We start from the raw sequence: 18,841 nt of genomic DNA, 5'->3' as shown, positions 1-18,841 counted from the left end.
GTTTGGAATGACTCAACCTGAAAGTGAAAACCTCTCTGTTAAATTATTTAAAAATCAAAAGCAAGCCCTAGAGACGTCAGGTCTTGTTCCTTATCTTCCAAGTAGTGTGGAGCAAATGTCTTCCAATGATGATGATCGACGTTGGTATCGTGAACTTCGCCGTCCTCAATGGATTTGGCAAGGTGTCGAACCAATCGAATTAGAATCAGTTCTTGCTCGTATCGCCAACAGTGATAAAAATCGTACTCGTGATGAATGGCTCGATACCGTCAGTGGCTATCACTCTGGAAACTGGGCCTATGAGTGGATCCATGCAGGAATGGATCACCAAAAAAAAGCATCAGAATTAGAGGGCGATGAAGCTGCTGAGTCTTTATTTAAAGCAAGTTTATATTTTAGTATTGCTGGCTACCCACACATTAAAGGGGATAACCTAGCGACTCAAGCACAGGTTCTTGCAAATCAAGCTTATGATATGGCAGCGAAAGAAACTTCTCATCGAATAGAGAAGATCCAAGTGCCTTATGAAGGAAAGAAAATTACTTGTTATTTGCATTTACCAAATACAGAAAAGCCGTTACCAGTTGTCATTGTCAGTGGTGGAATGGATTCATTACAAACCGATATGTGGCGACTTTATCGTGATTTTCTTGCACCAAATAATATGGCGATGTTGACTCTTGATATGCCATCAATTGGCCACAGTTCTCATTGGCCATTAACGGAAGACTCTAGTTGTTTACATCAAGCCGTATTGAACCATTTACCAAATATTCCATGGGTTGACCGTTTTCATACCGCTGTGATGGGTTTTCGTTTCGGTGGTAACGCCGCGTTACGTCTCTCGTTTTTAGAACCAAGCAGATTAAAAGCGTGTGTGGCATTGGGTGCTCCTATCCATAATATATTGTCAGACTCTAGACTATTGAAAAAAATGCCGAAGATGTATTTAGATGTATTAGCGTCTCGACTGGCAAAGAAAGTCGTTGATATCAATAGTCTCACTAGCCAGATGCAAGCATGGTCTTTGAAGAACCAAGGCTTTCTTTCTGGAGGACGAAAAACATCAGTATCTATTCTTTCCATAGGTTTAAAAGGGGATCCTGTATCTCCTAAATCAGATAACAAATTGGCCGCTTTATTTAGTCAATATGGTAAAGGCATTGAGCTACAAAGTAAGACCTTGCATAGTGGCTATGAAGAGGCGTTAAATCAGATGATTGAGTGGATAAAAGAGGAGATGAAGCAATAATCTGACTTTAAATTCATCTTATTAAAGTGAAATGTTATTAAATGCTATTTTAAGCTTGTACTGTTCTGATTTGCTTGCTAAAAATAGGGCAGTTTTTCCATTATTATTACGATGAACAAAAATCGTAATTTAAAACATTATTAGTTAATAAATAGGTAGTAGGGAATTGAATACACAATCTCAAACCATAGTCGTTAAACTTGGTACAAGTGTACTCACCGGTGGCACATTAAAACTTGATAGAGCCCATATGGTTGAACTTGTTCGCCAGTGTGTGCATCTGAAAAAGTTAGGTCACCAAGTTATTGTTGTTACATCTGGAGCGATTGCTGCTGGTCGTGAACATCTTAACTACCCCGAACTACCCAAAACCATGGCCAATAAGCAGTTACTGGCTGCTGTTGGTCAAAGTTGCTTAATTCAAGCATGGCAGAGTTTATTTGGTATCTATGGTGTTGATGTCGGGCAAATGTTACTGACACGCGCAGATTTAGACGATCGTGAACGCTACTTAAATGCGCGAGATATGCTAACGGCTTTGCTCAAAAATAACATTGTGCCTATTGTTAATGAGAATGATGCGGTAGCAACTAATGAAATTAAAGTGGGCGATAATGATAATTTATCAGCATTAGTCGGAATTCTTGCTGGAGCAGATAAGCTGTTATTATTGACCGATCAGTCGGGACTATTTACGGCGGATCCACGAAAAGATCCTAAAGCTGAGTTGATCAAAGAAGTTCATACGATTGATGAAACATTACGAAAAATTGCCGGTGGTAGCGGAACGACGCTAGGTACTGGTGGTATGGCAACGAAACTGCAAGCGGCAGATATTGCTCGCCGTGCAGGTATCGAAGTTGTGATAGCAGCGGGTAGTGCAGAAAATGTGATCAGTGATGTTATACATTCAAAACCACAAGGAACGAAGTTCTTACCTGTTGAATGTGCACTTGAAAGTCGTAAGCGTTGGATTTTAGCTGGGCCTGCGTCTAACGGTCATATTGTGATTGATGATGGTGCTGTTAACGCCGTTCAACAAAAAGGCAGTAGCTTATTAAGTAAGGGTATTACTGAAGTTGCGGGTCATTTTGTTCGTGGTGGTGTTGCTAAGATTGTAAATACAAACGGCGAATTGATTGCTCGTGGTATTTCACGCTATTCAAGTGAAGATTTAAGTAAGATTTTAGGTAAGCACAGTCTGGATATTTACGCAGTATTGGGCTACGAATATGGGCCTGTAGCTATCCATCGTGATGATTTAGTACTGATTTAGTAATAAGGATATATTGTGAATTTAACAACTATGGGTCAGGCAGCAAAAGCCGCTGCATTTGACTTGGCTGTTGCTCCAACAGCACAAAAGAACAGAGCGCTTGCTATTATTGCTGACGAGCTTGAAGCAAATAAAGAAGCGATTCTTGCTGCAAATGCAAAAGATATTAAAGCCGCAGTAGAAGCGGGTATTTCAGCAGCGATGCAAGACAGATTATTACTGACAGAAGAGCGTTTAGTTGGCATTGCTAATGATGTTCGTAATGTGATTAATTTAAATGATCCTGTTGGTAGTGAAATCGATAGTAAAGTATTAGAAAATGGGATGTCTTTATCTCGTCGTCGCGTGCCAATTGGTGTGATTGGCGTTATTTACGAAGCTCGTCCAAACGTGACTATTGATATTGCTTCATTATGTTTAAAAACAGGCAATGCGAGCATTTTACGTGGTGGTAAAGAAACCTTCTTCTCTAACATGGAGTTGGTTAAGGTTATTCAAGTTGCGCTTGAAAAAGCAGGATTACCAGCGGCGTCTGTGCAATATATCGAAAAGCCTGATCGTGAGTTAGTTTCTCAACTGCTTACTCTTGATGATTATGTCGATATGATCATTCCACGTGGTGGTGCTGGTTTACATAAAATGTGTAAAGAAAACAGCTCCATTCCAGTCATCATTGGTGGCTTTGGTATTAGCCATGCGTTCGTTGATGATAGTGCTGACTTAGAAAGAGCATTAGCGGTTGTAGATAATTCAAAAGCACAACGTCCATCAGCATGTAATGCGTTAGATACGTTACTTGTTCATGAAGCAGTAGCTCCACAATTCTTAGCATTACTTGCTGATAACATGGCAGGCCGTGTTGAATTAGTTGCTGAGCCTAAAGCTTATGCACTATTAAAAGAGTTTGAAGGTGTATCGCTACGTGAAGCTCAAGAGGGCGATTTTGACACTGAATGGCTAAGTTACACATTAGGTGTAAAAGTCGTTGCTGATGTAAACGAAGCAGCGGCTCATATGCAAAAACACAACGCGAGCCATTCTGATACGATCTTAACGAATAATATTGAATCTGCTGAGAAGTTCATTAATACGGCGGGATCGGCTGCTGTCTATGTGAATGCTTCAACTCGCTTTACGGATGGCGCTCAGTTTGGTTTAGGCGCAGAAGTTGCGGTGTCTACTCAAAAGCTTCATGCTCGCGGTCCAATGGGCTTAGAAGAGCTAACAAGTTATAAATGGGTAGGTAAAGCAGATTATCTAATCCGTAGTTAATCATTCTTAAGTTAGCTTATAGCAAATAAATAAAAAGGTTGACGCCAAAACGTCAACCTTTTTTCATTTCTTGAATCCTGAACTATTTAACTTCTTCGCCTTTCGCTTGAAGATCGGCATGGTAAGAAGAACGAACAAATGGACCACAAGCCGCATGAGTAAACCCAAGCTCAAGTGCAATCTCTTTTAGCTCATCAAACTCAGCAGGTGGAACGTAACGTTCAACAGGAAGGTGATGGCGACTTGGAGCTAAATATTGACCTAGAGTCAGCATTGTCACACCGTGAGCACGCAAGTCTTTTAATACTTGAACGATCTCTTCTTTAGTTTCACCTAACCCCATCATTACACCAGACTTAGTTGGTACAGTAGGGTGCTGTTCTTTAAATTTCTTTAATAAGTCCAGAGACCATTGGTAGTTAGCGCCAGGACGAACCTTACGGTAGAGGCGAGGAGCTGTCTCTAAGTTATGGTTAAATACATCCGGTGGATTGCCATGCATAGCGTCTAACGCACGATCCATACGACCACGGAAATCAGGTACTAGTGTTTCAATACGGATGTCTGGATTTAATTCACGAATTTCGCGGTTACAATCAGCAAAGTGTTGTGCGCCACCATCACGTAAATCATCACGATCGACAGAGGTGATCACGACGTATTTTAGTTTCATATCTTGAATCGTTTTTGCCAGTTTTTTCGGCTCTTCAGATTCAGGAGTAACAGGACGGCCATGAGCAACGTCACAGAAAGGGCAACGACGAGTACAAATGGCACCTAAGATCATAAAGGTAGCAGTACCGTGATTAAAACATTCTGCTAAGTTCGGGCAAGAGGCTTCTTCACATACAGAGTTAAGCTTGTTTTTACGTAGTGCTGATTTGATTTCATCAATACGCTTACTGCTTGATGGAAGTTTTATTTTCATCCACTCAGGCTTACGTAATACTTCTTTTTTTTCTGTTGGCATATTTTTAACTGGAATTAGAGCCATTTTATCGGCATCGCGGTATTTCACGCCTTTTTCCATTTGAATTGGCTTACTCATGATCGCTGCTTTCCATTATGTACTCGATATCAGTGTAATCAAGTAATGTTGTTAATTCTTTAATGAGTAGAGAATGAACATCTTCAACGTGTTCTGCTTTGTTCTCTACGTTATCGTTTTCTTTGACTAAATCGTGCAGTTGTATCATTTCCATCCCAGCATAACCGCAAGGGTTAATACGAAGAAAAGGAGATAGATCCATATTTACATTTAGTGCTAGTCCGTGGAATGAGCATCCTTTTCGGATACGTAAACCAAGAGAGCAGATTTTCTTATTATTGACATACACACCCGGAGCATCAGGTCGTGCCGCTGATTCAATACCAAATTGATGTAAAGTATTAACCACTGTATTTTCAATGTGAGTGACTAATTCACGAACGCCCGTATTCTTACGGCGTAAGTTGATTAACACATAAGCAACTAGTTGACCTGGTCCATGGTAGGTAACTTGCCCACCGCGATCACTTTTTACTATAGGGATATCACCAGCAGCAAGAACGTGTTCTTCTTTACCTGCCTGTCCTTGAGTAAATACAGGGTTATGTTCTACCAACCATACTTCATCGCATGTATTTTCATCACGCTCATCAGTAAAAGTATGCATTGCTTTCCATACCGGCTCATAATCTTGTCGGCCAAGGTTTTTAACAACGAGACGCTTGTTCAATAGGATCACACTTGATTTGAAAATTTGCGGTAATGATAGCAAGGATAGAAAGGAAGGAATAGATAAGAAATGTAGGGGTATATCAAAAGTTTTAGAAGCTGAGTACTATTTATCTCTAAATAGCACTCAATATCTGATTATAAAACCATGCGAACCATTTCGATTTCTGCTAGTTCTTTATATAGCGTTTCTACTTGTTCAATCGATGTAGCTGTAATACTTACAGATACAGAGTTGTAGTTACCTTTGCCACTCGCTTTTACTTGTGGAGTGTAATCACCAGGAGCATGACGTTGAATTACTTCAAGTACAAGTACTGGAAGGTCTTCGTGAGCAAGGCCAACGGCTTTATAAGTAAATTTACATGGGAATTCTAGAAGATCTTTTAGCTTTGGTTGCTCTTGCATAACCGTCTCCAATCGAGAGTGGATAAATAGTAAGAAGGGAATTTTACTGTGACCTAAGTCAGATAACAAGGGAAATAAAAAAAGGTGACCGAAGCCACCTTTTTTAACTCGTTAGCTATTAGCTTAACCAACCTTTAAACATTAATACGATGTAATCGATTAGACGACTGAAAATGCCACCTTCTTCAACATCATTTAGTGCAAGCAGTGGGTATTCAGCAATGTCTTCACCGTCGACTTGGTAGAAAAGCTTACCAACAACATCACCTTTATAGATCGGCGCTTCAAGTGTTTTTTCTAGAACAAAACTTGCTGTCATCTTCTTAGCTTGACCACGAGGAAGAGTAACATAAGTATCTTCAGCAACGCCTAGAGCAACTTCATCAGTGCTACCCATCCATACTTTTTCAGTTACGAAGGTTTCGTTTGCTTTGTGTGGAGAAACTGTTTCGAAGAATCGGAAGCCGTAGTTAAGTAATTTTTTACTTTCAGCTTTACGTGCATTACCAGATTTAGTGCCCATAACTACAGCAACTAAACGCATTTTACCTTCAGTTGCAGAACTTACTAAGTTGTAACCGGCACCATCAGTATGACCCGTTTTAATACCATCAACATTCATGCTTTTATCCCACAATAAACCATTACGGTTATATTGAGTGATACCGTTGTAAGTATATGATTTTTGAGCATATACGCGGTATTCTTCTGGAACGTCACGGATTAAAGCTTGTCCGATTAATGCCATATCATAAGGCGTAGAGTATAAATCATCGCTATCTAGGCCGTGAACATTGCCAAAATGAGTATTTTCAAGCTTTAGAGTTCTACCCCATGCATTCATTAGATCGACAAATGCATCTTCAGAGCCAGCAACGTGTTCAGCCATTGCAACACAAGCATCATTGCCAGATTGAACAATAATGCCTTGGTTTAAGTCGCGTACTTTAATTGTACTACCAACTTCGATGAACATCTTAGATGAACCAGGGAAGTTTTTAGCCCATGCATTTTTACTGATAACAACATCGTCATCCATCGAAATATTGCCACTTTCGATTTCTTGACCAATAACATAGCTTGTCATCATTTTAGTTAAACTTGCAGGGTTCATTCGGACGTTCATGTCTTTTTCAGCAAGAACTTTGCCTGAATGATAGTCCATTAGCACGTAGCCCTTTGCCGCAATTTGAGGTGCGTTAGGGATAACTGCTGGGGCAGCTACTGCAACAGTAGAGCCAAGAATGAAGCTCGATAAAATAATTCGTTTTAACTGTTTTGCTGATTTCTTCATAATAATAACTTTTGCACTTTGAGGTAGTGAACTGCGTACATAATAGCAGATTTGGATATCATGACCAGATGTGTAATTAAATAACTGATTTCTTATGAAAAGATAGCTAATAATAATTCATAACATGAGAATTGTTATTATGGCTATCTTATTGTTATGTAAAGACAATCATATTTTCAATTAGTTCAACTAATGTTTGTCTTATAAGTGAGTGCTGATATCTAGTTACAATATTCACTCAACGTTGACATTAAAAAGCCTATTTTTTTGCTTCTTGGATAATAAATGCCGATGAGTAATTAGTATTCTTCACTTTTAATAATTTTTTATCGGCAACATCACGATCAAGAAATGGACCTAAACGAACTCGAAATCCGTAATTTGATTTTATTATGTTCGTAGAGGTGTTGAATTTTTCTTGTAGTAGCAAAGCGGCTTTCTCTGCACTGTCTTTATTTTTCACTGCAACCATTTGGATATAGTATTGATTTGGATCTATCGCATGCCAATCTTGAATGTTGGTCGGCTTATCAATGGCAATATATTCAATCTTCACATTAGCTGTACCTGTTTTTATCACATCTAATTTCGTTGCTGCTGCAAAACTTAAATCAATAATGCGTCCCTCATGGAAAGGACCACGGTCATTAACACGAACAATCGCTGTTTTTCCATTGTCTTTATTGGTCACTTTAACATAGCTAGGGATTGGTAATGTTTTATGAGCAGCACTCATTGAGTACATATCATATACCTCACCATTAGAGGTTTTATGCCCATGGAACTTATTACCATACCAAGAGCTTTTTCCTTCTTGAGTAAAGCCTTTTGGTTCTTTAACTATTGGATAGTCTTGACCTAATAAAGTGTAATCTTTGTTGCCGTATAAACTTTTTGGCTCATAGCGTGGATGAGCATCCTCAATATGTTCAACTGATATAGGAGTCTGCGGAGCAACATCACTGTCTATTTGATAACGACCTGCATTAGGTTCGTCTTTATTTACTGTTGGTTCAGAAGCACAGCCTGCTAATACAAGAGAGAGTGCGAGTAAAAAAATGCGCATTAATTAGCCTTTGAGTGAACTTTTCTATGTGTATGAATTGACATGAGAATACCAAAACCAGCCATAAGGGTTACCATTGAGGTACCGCCGTAACTGACTAATGGAAGTGGAACGCCAACAACAGGAAGAATGCCGCTTACCATGCCTATATTTACGAAAATATAAACAAAGAAACTGAGAACAACACTTCCTCCCATCATTCGACCAAAAGCCGTTTGAGCTTGGCTTGCTAAGAATAAACCACGACCAATGATGAACAAATAAATAGAGAGCAGAGCCATGACGCCAATTAAGCCCCATTCTTCTGCTATAACAGCAAAAATGAAATCGGTATGGCGCTCAGGGATGAACTCTAATTGAGATTGTGTCCCATGTAACCATCCTTTACCACCTAGCCCACCAGAGCCAATTGCGATTTTTGATTGAATAATATGGTAGCCAGCACCAAGTGGGTCTGATTCTGGATTAAATAATGTTTGTACCCTTACTTTTTGATAGGGGCGCATTAAGAAGAACCATAAAATGGGGATAAAACCACCAACGGCTACCGCTGCCGCGCAGATTATTTTCCAACTGATCCCTGCTAGAAAAATCACAAAGATACCAGAAGCTGCAATTAAGATTGAGGTGCCTAAATCGGGCTGTTTGGCGATCATTATTGTTGGAATAAATACCATCAATAATGCACAGAAAAGTGTTTTTATTGTTGGAGGCAGTGCTTTATTACCAATATAACGAGCTACCATTAAAGGGACGGCGAGCTTTATTAATTCGGAAGGTTGAAAACGAACAAAGCCAAGATTAAGCCATCGTTGAGCGCCTTTAGAGGCCTCACCAAAAAAGAGAACGCCTAATAATAAAACGAGGCCAACTGTAAATAAATAAGGGGCGGCTGCTTCATAGGCTCTAGGAGATATTTGAGCTAATACAAACATGACGCCTAATGAGAGAAGCATACGCATCGCTTGCTTATCCATCATCAATAGGCTTTTGCCACTGGCACTGTACATAATGACAAGAGCGCAAGCCATTAATAACAAAATCCCTAATAGCAGTGGTAGGTCGATGTGGATACGGTGAAAAAAATCTCTATTTTTTCCTGATGCAATATCTACTCTCATTATTTCTTAGTTACCTCTTTTGGAGTTGGGAGCAGTACATGATCAAATACACTACGCGCAATAGGTCCACCTTGAGTTGAACCACCGCCACCATTTTCAAGAACCAATGAAATAATGACTTTTGGATCTTTTGCTGGAGCAAAGCCGGTAAATAAAGCGTGATCACGTAAACGTTCCGCAATTTCATCCGCATTATATTCTTGGCCATTTAAACCAAAGACTTGAGATGAGCCAGATTTACCTGCACTGACATAAGGCGTTCCAGCGAAAATACGTCTTGCTGTTCCTTTAGGGCCATTATTAACTAAAATCATGCCATCAACGGCCAGTTGCCAATAACTATCTTTAATCCCTTCAATGGGTGGGTATGGCTCTGGTTCAAAAGGCACTTCCGCTTTTTCATCAACAATCGCTTTGAGTAAATGGGGCGCCTGTACTTTGCCATGATTAACCAAGACTGACGTTGCTTTGGCTATTTGCATTGGGGTTGCGGTCCAATAACCTTGTCCAATACCTACAGGAATTGTATCGCCTTGATACCAAGGTGTGCGGAAGCGGGCTACTTTCCAGTCTCGAGTCGGCATATTTGCTTTACTTTCTTCGTGGATATCGATGCCGGTGTAATCACCAAAACCAAATTTCATCATCCAGGTAGATAAGCGATCAATACCCATATCAAAAGCGATTTGATAGAAAAAGGTATCAACCGATTCTTCAATGGCTTGTTTTAGATTAACGGTGCCATGGCCCCAGCGTTTCCAATCTCGAAAAGGCCTAGTTTTTGAATTAGGTATGCGCCAGTAACCAGGATCGTTACGTGTCGTATATGGCGTTACGATTTTATCTTCTAAAGCAGAAACGGCAATAAACGGCTTAACCGTAGATGCTGGAGGATAAATTCCTAAGGTTGCACGGTTAACTAGTGGGCGGTCAGGATCATTCAATAACGCGTTATAATTTTTACTTGAAATACCGTGAACAAATAAATTTGGGTCGTAACTAGGACTAGAGACCATAGCTAAAACAGCGCTGGTTTTAGGCTCAAGTACAATAGCGGCCCCTCGTCTACCATCTAATTGTTTTTCAACAAATTGTTGTAGTTCTATATCAAGGTTTAATACGATATCTTTTCCTGGGATAGGCGGGACGTATTTTAGAGTACGTACAACACGGCCGCGGCTATTAACCTCAACTTCTTGATAGCCAGCCGTTCCATGAAGCGTATCTTCGTAATAGCGCTCAATGCCTAATTTACCTATATCACGCGTTGCTTGGTAATTTGCGTCTTTTTCTTCTCGAGCTAAACGTGCAAGATCTCGATCATTAATTTTTGCGACATAACCCAGTACATGAGTAAACGTTTTCCCATAAGGATAAAAGCGTTTTAAATACGCTTTCACTTCAACACCGGAGAACTTGTGTTGGTTTACTGCAAAGACAGCAACTTGTTTCTGGGTTAACTGGGATAAAATCGGAATAGATTTAAAGCGACGAGTACGACGTCGTTCTTTTTTAAAGCTATCAATATCACTTTGAGTGATAGGTAAAATTGTTTGTAGTTCACTAAACAACAGTGACAAGTCTTTTACTTTATCTGGTGTGATTTCTAGATTAAATACAGGGCGGTTTTCCGCTAAAGGCTTATGATTACGGTCGTAAATAAGGCCACGATTTGGAGCGATAGGAACGACTTTGATACGGTTGTCGTTCGAACGTGTTTTATAATCTTGAAACTCATTAATTTGAATATTGTACAAATTGCTCAATAGCAGACCAATAAGCACAATGATCCCCGCAAACGAGACGATTGCGCGGGAAGCAAATAGTCTCGTTTCAGCGTGGTAATCACGAATTTGTGTGCGTTTGCGCTTAATCAACTCTTATTCTCTGTGGTAAGGGTGATTGGCTGTAATACTCCATGCTCGGTATAGGCTTTCTGCCATAACAACACGAACAAGAGGGTGTGGAAGAGTGAGTGGAGATAAAGACCAGCTTTGCTCTGCCGCGGCTTTACAAGCAGGAGATAGACCTTCAGGACCACCAATAAGAATAGATACGTCACGAGCATCTAATTTCCATACTTCTAACTGCTCTGCCAGTTGCTCTGTATCCCAACGCTTTCCTGGAATATCAAGAGTCACAATGCGATTGCCTTTTGGTACAGCAGCCAGCATTGCCTCTCCTTCTTTTTGAAGAATTCGTGCGATATCGGCATTTTTGCCACGTTTACCAGCAGTGATCTCTATAAGTTCAAGAGGCATATCTTTAGGGAAGCGACGGCTATATTCTTTGTAGCCTTCTTCTACCCATTTAGGCATTTTTGTCCCAACGGCAATTAACTGAAGCTTCATTAAATTAGCTCCACAGTTTTTCTAGTTGGTACAGAGCACGGTGTTCTTCTTGCAAGATATGAATCATGACGTCACCCATATCAACAACAACCCATTCACCTTCTGCTTCACCGTCAACACCATAGGGAGTTAAGCCGACTTCTCTTGCTTTATTTGATACGTTCAAGGCAATAGAGCTAACATGGCGTTTTGAGGTACCAGTACAGACGATCATAAAATCTGTGATGCTTGATTTGTCACGAACATCAAGAGTAATGATGTTTTCAGCTTTCATATCATCAACATTGTTGAATAGAAAATCATGGAGTTCTTTATCTTGCAAAGTAATCACCTAGAAGAAATGGATTATTTATAATGGAGTATATCAGTGATACTCGATTAATGAGATAAGTTGGGTGTCACTGAAATGTGAATATTACACATATCTAAAGTCAATTGACTAAGTTGTGGCCAACAATTGGTATCGAAGTCTGTTTTTGTCGCGACTTCCATGCATGCCAGTGAGCGAATAAGCTGCTGTATTTGCATCATTGGTAATCGTTGTAATGCGGATTGATACAAAGGACGTCGGTTTTGCCATACCTTATAGCGATCAAAGACAGTAAACATAGCTTCGCCTTGAGTAATCGCTTGTTGGAAGGTTTGTAATAGAAATAGCTCTTTTTGTAGCGTTCTTAATAGAATCATAACTTCCATTCCTTCGCTCTCCAATTGACGAAGAATACGCTGTGCACGCTTCGCTTGGCCTGATAACAAGGTATCGAGCAATTGAAATGGAGTGAAATGGTTATTTCTATTTAAGGCTTCTTCTATGCGAATTAAAGTCAGTAAACCATCAGGATATAGCAGAGCTAATTTGTCTAAACTTTGAGCAAGAGCCAATAGGTTACCTTCATGCCACTGAGCTAGCATTTGTATTGCTTCTGCATCCGGTTTTAACTTGAGCTTTTTACAACGCTGTTGAATAAAGCGAGGAAGCTGTTGGTTGTCGGGTGTATTACAAGGTACAAATAAACCAAGTTGAACTAAGGCTTTAAACCACTGGCTATTTTCTTGAGCTTTATTAACTCTTGGCCCTTGAACGACCAACAAAATATCATCGTGAAGAGCAGGTACAAGCTCTTTAATCTTATTGGTATGTGCTGTTGTGATCCCTGTTTCAGGGATAGTCAGTTCAAGTATTTGTCGAGATGAAAATAAGCTTAAGGCTTGAGTGCAATCAAAGATCAATTCCCAATCGAGTTGCTTATCGAGTGTGAATTGATGCTTTTCTTCAAATCCATGTGCGAATGCCGTTTGGCGAACGATATCTAAGCTTTCTTGCTTTAATAGTGGTTCATTACCAAATAAAAGGTAGCACTGACGTAAACCACGTTCTAAATTTTGCGCTAATTGTTCTGGAAATACTCTCATTATTATTGATTATTTTCAGTTGATGGACTCATTGTTTTTATTACTTCTTGTGTCGAAACTTTGGTTTCGCTCTCATCGTTATTAGTAATCGTATCAGTGGATTCGGCTGGTTGATCATCTGCTTTTAATCGAGCCATTTGACGTAAGATCTGTTCTGCGGCTTGTGCGCGCATTTCATCTTCAATCATGTCTCGTTCAACCGATTTAGCCAGTGCCGTTAGTGGGTTATCAAGATAATTACGATTAACTGTAGTCGTGTAAGTTTTAATGTCATGTTCTGGGATAAGAACGCTATATCTAACGGTATAGGTCAGTTCTTTTTCTGCTGCTCGGCTATTTTGATAAAGAGATAAAGTACGCTCACCAAGGCTTTCGCTAATTAAATCTAAGCTAGGCGTTACAGTTGTTGGTGCCACTTGGCGGATCCCATTCATTCTTAACTGTTTTTGCACATTACGAGTTAAATCACTGTATTGGTCAAAGCTTGTTAAAGAAATATCATGCAATTCTTCAGGAAGAAGATAATTTCCACGTAGATGAAAGCCACACGCAGAGACCATAAGTGATAGCGTCAATACGATTGTCGTACGAAGAGAAAATAGAGATAAAAGTCGTTTCACCGAGTAACTCCTCAAGTGGTGATTAAATGCTTACTTAACTATTCTATCGACAATTTAATTTATTGCATAAGATAAAACAGTTAAATAAGCATAAGCAGATAAACTGCTTATGCTTTAAATAGAAAAGTAATAAGAAAAAAGGTTCAAATTACTTTTTAGCTAATAACGTAACTTTAACTAGTAAATCAGTTAATAGTTAAATTAGTTAGCTACGATGTTTAAAAGCTTGCCTGGTACATAGATAACTTTACGGATAGTTAGGCCATCTAGGAACTTAAGTGCGTTTTCATCTTTTAGACCAAGCTCTTTCACTTGTTCTTCTGTTGCATCAGCTGCAACAATCAGTTTTGCACGCAATTTACCGTTGATCATAACTACGATAGTTTTCTCATCTTCAACAAGTGCTTTTTCATCAAATGTTGGCCATGCAGCGGTATCTATGTTTGATTCACCTAGAGCATCCCACATTGCAAAGCTTGCGTGTGGAGTCATAGGGTAAAGCATAACAACAACCGCTTTTAATGCTTCATCAAGAAGAGCGCGATCTTGTGCTGAACCTTGAGGTGCTTTATTTAGTTTGTTCATCAATTCCATGATTGCAGCAATCGCAGTGTTGAATGTTTGGCGACGGCCAATATCATCACTTACTTTTGCAATCGTTTTATGAACATCACGGCGCAGTGCTTTTTGGTCACCAGATAGAGCGGCAACATCTAACGCTTCAGTTGCGCCTTTTGTTGTGTGCTCGTGAACTAATTTCCATACACGCTTAAGGAAACGACTTGCGCCTTCAACGCCTGATTCTTGCCATTCTAGAGTCATATCAGCAGGTGCTGCAAACATCATGAATAGACGTACTGTATCAGCGCCAAACTTATCAACCATTTCTTGAGGGTCGATACCGTTGTTTTTAGACTTAGACATTTTGATCATGCCAGAGTGGTCAACGTTACGGCCCTGGTTATCGACTGCTTTCTCAATGCGACCTTTTGCGTCACGCTCAATTGTTACATCTGTTGGTGCGATCCACTCTTTTGTGCCTTTTTCGTTTGTGTGGCTAAATGCATCAGCAAGTACCATACCTTGACATAAAAGTTGCTTGAATGGTTCGTCTGAATTTACATAACCCGCATCACGTAGAAGCTTATGGAAGAAGCGAGAGTAAAGAAGGTGCATACATGCGTGCTCAATACCACCAACGTATTGGTCTACTGGTAACCAGTAGTTTGCTTTTTCTGGGTCTAGAATATCGTCAGCTTGTGGTGAACAGTAACGTGCGTAGTACCAAGATGATTCCATGAAGGTATCAAAGGTGTCTGTTTCACGCAGTGCTGGTTCACCGTTGAATGTCGTTTTTGCCCATTCTTTGTCAGCTTTGATTGGGCTAGTTACGCCATCCATTACCACATCTTCAGGAAGAATTACTGGTAGTTGATCTGCTGGTACTGGGTGAACTTCACCATCTTCAGTTGTTACCATTGGGATTGGAGCACCCCAGTAACGTTGACGAGAAACACCCCAGTCACGTAGACGGAAGTTTACTGTTTTCTTGCCTTTACCTTCTGCTTCTAGTTTCGCAGCGATAGCATCAAATGCCTCTTGGAAAGCAAGACCGTCGAATTCACCAGAATCAAACAGAACGCCTTTTTCAGTGTAAGCCGCTTCAGATACGTCTACATCAGAACCATCTTCAGGTTTGATTACTGGGATGATGTCTAAGTTGTATTTAGTTGCAAATTCATAGTCACGTTGATCGTGAGCAGGAACCGCCATTACCGCACCTGTGCCGTAATCCATTAATACGAAGTTTGCGACAAAAATTGGCACTTCACGACCGTTAAGAGGGTGGATAGCACGTAGGCCAGTATCCATACCTTTCTTTTCCATCGTTGCTAATTCAGCTTCAGCAACTTTAGTATTGCGACACTCTTCTGTGAATGCGAATAGCTCAGGGTTTGTTGCCGCTGCTTTCTCTGCAAGAGGGTGACCTGCTGCGATACCAACGTAAGTAACACCCATTAGCGTATCTGGACGTGTGGTATATACTTCTAAAGGAGCTTCTTCGCCGTTAACAGCAAAAGATAGTTCTACGCCTTCAGAACGACCAATCCAGTTGCGTTGCATGGTTTTAACCATTTCTGGCCAACCATCAAGGTTATCTAGGTCATCAAGAAGTTCTTGTGCGTATTCAGTAATTTTAATGAACCACTGTGGAATCTTCTTTTGTTCAACAGGGGTATCACAACGCCAACAACAACCGTCTTCAACTTGTTCGTTTGCAAGAACAGTTTGGTCATTTGGACACCAGTTTACAGAAGAGGTTTTCTTATAAACTAAGCCTTTGTTGTACAGTTTTGTGAAGAACTCTTGTTCCCAACGGTAGTACTCAGGCGTACAAGTTGCGAACTCACGATTCCAATCGTAACCAAAGCCTAATAGCTTAAGTTGGTTTTTCATGTATTCGATGTTTTCGTATGTCCAAGGCGCTGGTGCTGTATTGTTTTTAACAGCTGCATTCTCAGCAGGAAGACCAAACGCATCCCAACCGATAGGTTGCATTACGTTTTTGCCTTGTAGACGTTGGTAACGAGAAACCACATCACCAATAGTGTAGTTACGAACGTGACCCATGTGTAGACGACCACTTGGGTATGGGAACATTGAGAGGCAGTAGAATTTTTCTTTGCTTGCGTCTTCAGTCACAACAAACGTTTTGTTGTCGTCCCAATGTTTTTGGATCTTCTGTTCTAGATCCTGTGGATTATATTGTTCTTGCATCGATTTACCCAGTTATGTCAGTGGATCACAAAAAATGTGAGATCGGTTTGATCAGATAATACTTGATCGGCATAGAATAACTAATGGAGCGCTTATACTCAAGCGACCTGATAACCTTTAACTCACTCTTCGCTATATAAATCTAGCGAATTCTTGGAGGTGACTTATGTCTAAGCAAAAAACAGGTTATAACGCCGTCTTAGAGCGTGTAATGAATGTATTGGAAAGAAGTCCTGAAGAATTTGAACATTGGGCTAAATCATCAGAAGAAGTGGTGGATGCGGCGTCTGATATGACCAAAGATGAACTCGCTTTAATTTCCAATTACGTGAAACGAGATATGAAAGAGTTTGCTCAAAATTATGAAGAGAGTAAAACCACCTTTCCTGACTCGCCATTTTATCGATTGATCTCTGACTCTATGTGGCATGCTTTACTTGAAATTACCGATAAAACACAAGTTGAATGGAAAGAAGTGTTTGATGATTTAGAACATCAAGGGGTTTATCAGGCGGGTGAAGTTGTGGGTTTGGGGATTTTAGTGTGTGAAAAATGCGGTCACCGTGAGCAATTTAACCATGCTCAAATTATTCAACCTTGCACGCACTGTGATAATAAAGAATTTACCCGAGTGTCTCTGAAGCCATAGTGTTTGCCGCTCTCATAAAGTAGCTGGTCTGTAGTTCAATTAAGAAATACAGACCAATAGCAATGTAATTAGGTTCGTTTTCGCCAAGCGATAACCAAAGATAAAAATACTAGCAAATACAAAGGTATTGAACCCCAATAACGATAAGGTGTTGTTCCTGTCGTAGGGATAACTTCACCTCGTAATACCGCAGTGGTGAACTGTGGGATTTGTTGAGTAATGTTGCCACGATAATCAGTGATCGCAGTTACGCCATTGTTTGTTGAGCGAATAACCGGTTTCCCTGTTTCTAGTGCACGCATTTGTGCCATTTCCATATGCTGTAGTGGCCCAATCGAAGTACCAAACCAAGCATCATTAGAAAGCGTTAAAATATAATCGGTTTGCTCAGTAATGTTCTCTCTAACTTGTTCACCGTAGACTATTTCATAGCATAGCGCTGGAGCTAAGTGTGTACCACTGGCTTCGATATTAGGCTGGATGTAATCCCCACGACTAAATGATGACATTGGTAGATTAAAAATAGGGGCTATCGGGCGTAATATATTTTCAAAAGGAACAAATTCACCAAATGGCAGTAGGTGATGTTTACTGTATCTCGGTTGATCTTGATAGTTGTATCCTTTGGTACCATTTACACCAAGTGAAATAATATTGTTATAGAAGTTCCCGGTTGGACTTTGGCCAACAATACCAGTAATAACTGTGCTGTTATTCATGGTGGCTGCGCTATCAAGGTTGCGTAAAAAGCTTGGAATTTCAATCTCTAACGCAGGGATTGCCGCTTCTGGCCACACAATTAAATCTGCATCCCAATTCTTGCGCGTCAAATCCATGTATTTCATGATGGTTGGCCAACGCTCTCTTGGCAGCCATTTAATTGCTTGATTAACATTTCCTTGGATTAGAGCGACTTTGGTTGCTTTGTCTGGTTGCGGTGTAACCCAATCAAATGGCTTGATAGCAAAAGAAGTGGCAATAATGACCGCTGGGATCAGAAGTAAACTCCATTTTTTCTCCAGAAGGCTGTATATCATTGCCCCCACAGAAATCAGGATCATTAACGTAATGCCTTCTACGCCGAATATGGCTCCCCAAGGAGAAAGAGGGCTATCAATTTGACTGTATCCTAGCCATAACCATGGGAACCCGGTAAATACCCAGCCACGTAGCCAATCAGTGACAAGCCAAAGTGCAGGAGCTGATAATAAGTATTTCGTCAGTTTATGCTGGCTAAAAAATCGCTGTAAAAGAAATGAAAATAGCATCGGATATAACGCAAGATAACTGATTAGTCCGATCATTAAAAAGAGACTAGCAGCGACTGGCATACCACCAAAGTTGTCGATACTTACATGAACCCAACTCACTCCGGCGCCAAAGTAACCTAAGCCCCAAGAGAAGCCTAGCCACGTTGCTTTTTTTGTTGTCTGTTTATGCAATAGTAACAAAAGAAGCAAAGGAGCGATGAAAGCAAAAGGCCATAAAGAGTAGGGAGCAAAAGCAAGGGTAGCACTTGCGCCTGAAAGTAGGGCAATAAGAAGTCGGATGAAGTAATGAGAAAGTAAAGGCATTGGCTATAACTCAAATAGATGTAAGTAGCGAAAAAGAGTTAGTCTTTGTA

At 40.2% G+C, this 18,841-nt stretch carries 17 protein-coding genes; 4 read left to right on the top strand and 13 right to left on the bottom strand.

The window, feature by feature from the left end:
* Positions 1–7 precede the first annotated feature (7 nt).
* From frsA to ED622_RS16205, 3 genes are all read left to right on the top strand, one after another.
* Positions 8–1,252: an esterase FrsA gene (gene frsA / locus ED622_RS16215; RefSeq protein WP_122035785.1), complete on the top strand. Its 1,245-nt coding sequence runs from the start codon at positions 8–10 to the stop codon at positions 1,250–1,252.
* Between the two features lie 166 nt (positions 1,253–1,418).
* Positions 1,419–2,528, top strand: coding sequence for a glutamate 5-kinase (gene proB, locus ED622_RS16210; protein WP_122035783.1), 1,110 nt, complete (start codon positions 1,419–1,421; stop codon positions 2,526–2,528).
* A 15-nt stretch (positions 2,529–2,543) separates the two neighbouring features.
* Entirely contained in the window at positions 2,544–3,800 is a 1,257-nt protein-coding gene (locus ED622_RS16205; protein ID WP_162922539.1) for a glutamate-5-semialdehyde dehydrogenase, read from the top strand.
* Positions 3,801–3,882: 82 nt separating this feature from the next.
* On the opposite strand, the gene lipA is transcribed toward ED622_RS16205, so the two are convergent.
* The 12 genes from lipA to leuS form a co-directional block, all read right to left on the bottom strand.
* Complete coding sequence (gene lipA, locus ED622_RS16200; RefSeq protein WP_122035781.1) at positions 3,883–4,848, bottom strand: lipoyl synthase; 966 nt, start codon at positions 4,846–4,848, stop codon at positions 3,883–3,885.
* On the bottom strand, positions 4,841–5,518 hold the full coding sequence (gene lipB, locus ED622_RS16195; RefSeq protein WP_122035779.1) for a lipoyl(octanoyl) transferase LipB: 678 nt from the start codon (positions 5,516–5,518) through the stop codon (positions 4,841–4,843). Before lipB ends, lipA begins: the two co-directional genes overlap by 8 nt.
* Before the next feature lie 137 nt (positions 5,519–5,655).
* On the bottom strand, positions 5,656–5,925 hold the full coding sequence (ybeD, locus tag ED622_RS16190; RefSeq protein WP_060993532.1) for a DUF493 family protein YbeD: 270 nt from the start codon (positions 5,923–5,925) through the stop codon (positions 5,656–5,658).
* A gap of 118 nt (positions 5,926–6,043) precedes the next feature.
* On the bottom strand, positions 6,044–7,219 hold the full coding sequence (locus ED622_RS16185) for a serine hydrolase (protein WP_122035777.1): 1,176 nt from the start codon (positions 7,217–7,219) through the stop codon (positions 6,044–6,046).
* A gap of 259 nt (positions 7,220–7,478) precedes the next feature.
* Positions 7,479–8,285: a septal ring lytic transglycosylase RlpA family protein gene (locus tag ED622_RS16180; RefSeq protein ID WP_122035775.1), complete on the bottom strand. Its 807-nt coding sequence runs from the start codon at positions 8,283–8,285 to the stop codon at positions 7,479–7,481.
* Positions 8,285–9,406 (bottom strand): rod shape-determining protein RodA, encoded by a 1,122-nt coding sequence (gene rodA, locus ED622_RS16175; protein ID WP_122035773.1) that lies wholly within the window; start codon positions 9,404–9,406, stop codon positions 8,285–8,287. Before rodA ends, ED622_RS16180 begins: the two co-directional genes overlap by 1 nt.
* Complete coding sequence (mrdA, locus tag ED622_RS16170; protein ID WP_122035771.1) at positions 9,406–11,283, bottom strand: penicillin-binding protein 2; 1,878 nt, start codon at positions 11,281–11,283, stop codon at positions 9,406–9,408. The genes rodA and mrdA overlap by 1 nt, the downstream gene beginning before the upstream one ends.
* Positions 11,284–11,286: 3 nt before the next feature.
* Positions 11,287–11,757: a 23S rRNA (pseudouridine(1915)-N(3))-methyltransferase RlmH gene (rlmH, locus tag ED622_RS16165; protein WP_045101495.1), complete on the bottom strand. Its 471-nt coding sequence runs from the start codon at positions 11,755–11,757 to the stop codon at positions 11,287–11,289.
* 4 nt (positions 11,758–11,761) lie between these two features.
* The gene (rsfS, locus tag ED622_RS16160; protein ID WP_162922538.1) at positions 11,762–12,079 is read right to left on the bottom strand and encodes a ribosome silencing factor; all 318 of its coding nucleotides are present in this window, start codon (positions 12,077–12,079) and stop codon (positions 11,762–11,764) included.
* A 56-nt stretch (positions 12,080–12,135) separates the two neighbouring features.
* The gene (holA, locus tag ED622_RS16155) at positions 12,136–13,170 is read right to left on the bottom strand and encodes a DNA polymerase III subunit delta (RefSeq protein ID WP_122035769.1); all 1,035 of its coding nucleotides are present in this window, start codon (positions 13,168–13,170) and stop codon (positions 12,136–12,138) included.
* Positions 13,171–13,172: 2 nt separating this feature from the next.
* Positions 13,173–13,730 (bottom strand): LPS assembly lipoprotein LptE, encoded by a 558-nt coding sequence (lptE, locus tag ED622_RS16150; RefSeq protein WP_162922561.1) that lies wholly within the window; start codon positions 13,728–13,730, stop codon positions 13,173–13,175.
* 261 nt (positions 13,731–13,991) lie between these two features.
* Entirely contained in the window at positions 13,992–16,568 is a 2,577-nt protein-coding gene (gene leuS, locus ED622_RS16145; RefSeq protein ID WP_122035765.1) for a leucine--tRNA ligase, read from the bottom strand.
* A gap of 166 nt (positions 16,569–16,734) precedes the next feature.
* Between leuS and ED622_RS16140 the strand changes: the two genes are divergently transcribed.
* Positions 16,735–17,217 (top strand): zinc ribbon-containing protein, encoded by a 483-nt coding sequence (locus ED622_RS16140; RefSeq protein ID WP_122035763.1) that lies wholly within the window; start codon positions 16,735–16,737, stop codon positions 17,215–17,217.
* A gap of 68 nt (positions 17,218–17,285) precedes the next feature.
* Here ED622_RS16140 and lnt read toward each other — a convergent pair whose 3' ends face one another.
* Positions 17,286–18,791, bottom strand: a complete 1,506-nt coding sequence (gene lnt, locus ED622_RS16135) for an apolipoprotein N-acyltransferase (RefSeq protein WP_122035761.1) — start codon at positions 18,789–18,791, stop codon at positions 17,286–17,288.
* Positions 18,792–18,841 lie beyond the last annotated feature (50 nt).

Source organism: Aliivibrio sp. EL58 (assembly GCF_900312675.1).
GTDB lineage: Bacteria > Pseudomonadota > Gammaproteobacteria > Enterobacterales > Vibrionaceae > Aliivibrio.
This window is presented reverse-complemented; position numbering and strand designations above follow the sequence as displayed.

What these genes read in the sequence shown, in the direction of transcription:
- ED622_RS16140 (WP_122035763.1), top strand. Translation starts at nt 16,735, where the DNA reads ATGTCTAAGCAAAAAACAGGTTATAACGCCGTCTTAGAGCGTGTAATG.
- rlmH (WP_045101495.1), bottom strand. Translation starts at nt 11,757, where the DNA reads ATGAAGCTTCAGTTAATTGCCGTTGGGACAAAAATGCCTAAATGGGTA.
- lipA (WP_122035781.1), bottom strand. Translation starts at nt 4,848, where the DNA reads ATGAGTAAGCCAATTCAAATGGAAAAAGGCGTGAAATACCGCGATGCC.
- ED622_RS16185 (WP_122035777.1), bottom strand. Translation starts at nt 7,219, where the DNA reads ATGAAGAAATCAGCAAAACAGTTAAAACGAATTATTTTATCGAGCTTC.
- rodA (WP_122035773.1), bottom strand. Translation starts at nt 9,406, where the DNA reads ATGAGAGTAGATATTGCATCAGGAAAAAATAGAGATTTTTTTCACCGT.
- leuS (WP_122035765.1), bottom strand. Translation starts at nt 16,568, where the DNA reads ATGCAAGAACAATATAATCCACAGGATCTAGAACAGAAGATCCAAAAA.
- lnt (WP_122035761.1), bottom strand. Translation starts at nt 18,791, where the DNA reads ATGCCTTTACTTTCTCATTACTTCATCCGACTTCTTATTGCCCTACTT.
- ED622_RS16180 (WP_122035775.1), bottom strand. Translation starts at nt 8,285, where the DNA reads ATGCGCATTTTTTTACTCGCACTCTCTCTTGTATTAGCAGGCTGTGCT.
- ybeD (WP_060993532.1), bottom strand. Translation starts at nt 5,925, where the DNA reads ATGCAAGAGCAACCAAAGCTAAAAGATCTTCTAGAATTCCCATGTAAA.
- holA (WP_122035769.1), bottom strand. Translation starts at nt 13,170, where the DNA reads ATGAGAGTATTTCCAGAACAATTAGCGCAAAATTTAGAACGTGGTTTA.
- frsA (WP_122035785.1), top strand. Translation starts at nt 8, where the DNA reads ATGACTCAACCTGAAAGTGAAAACCTCTCTGTTAAATTATTTAAAAAT.
- lptE (WP_162922561.1), bottom strand. Translation starts at nt 13,730, where the DNA reads ATGGTCTCTGCGTGTGGCTTTCATCTACGTGGAAATTATCTTCTTCCT.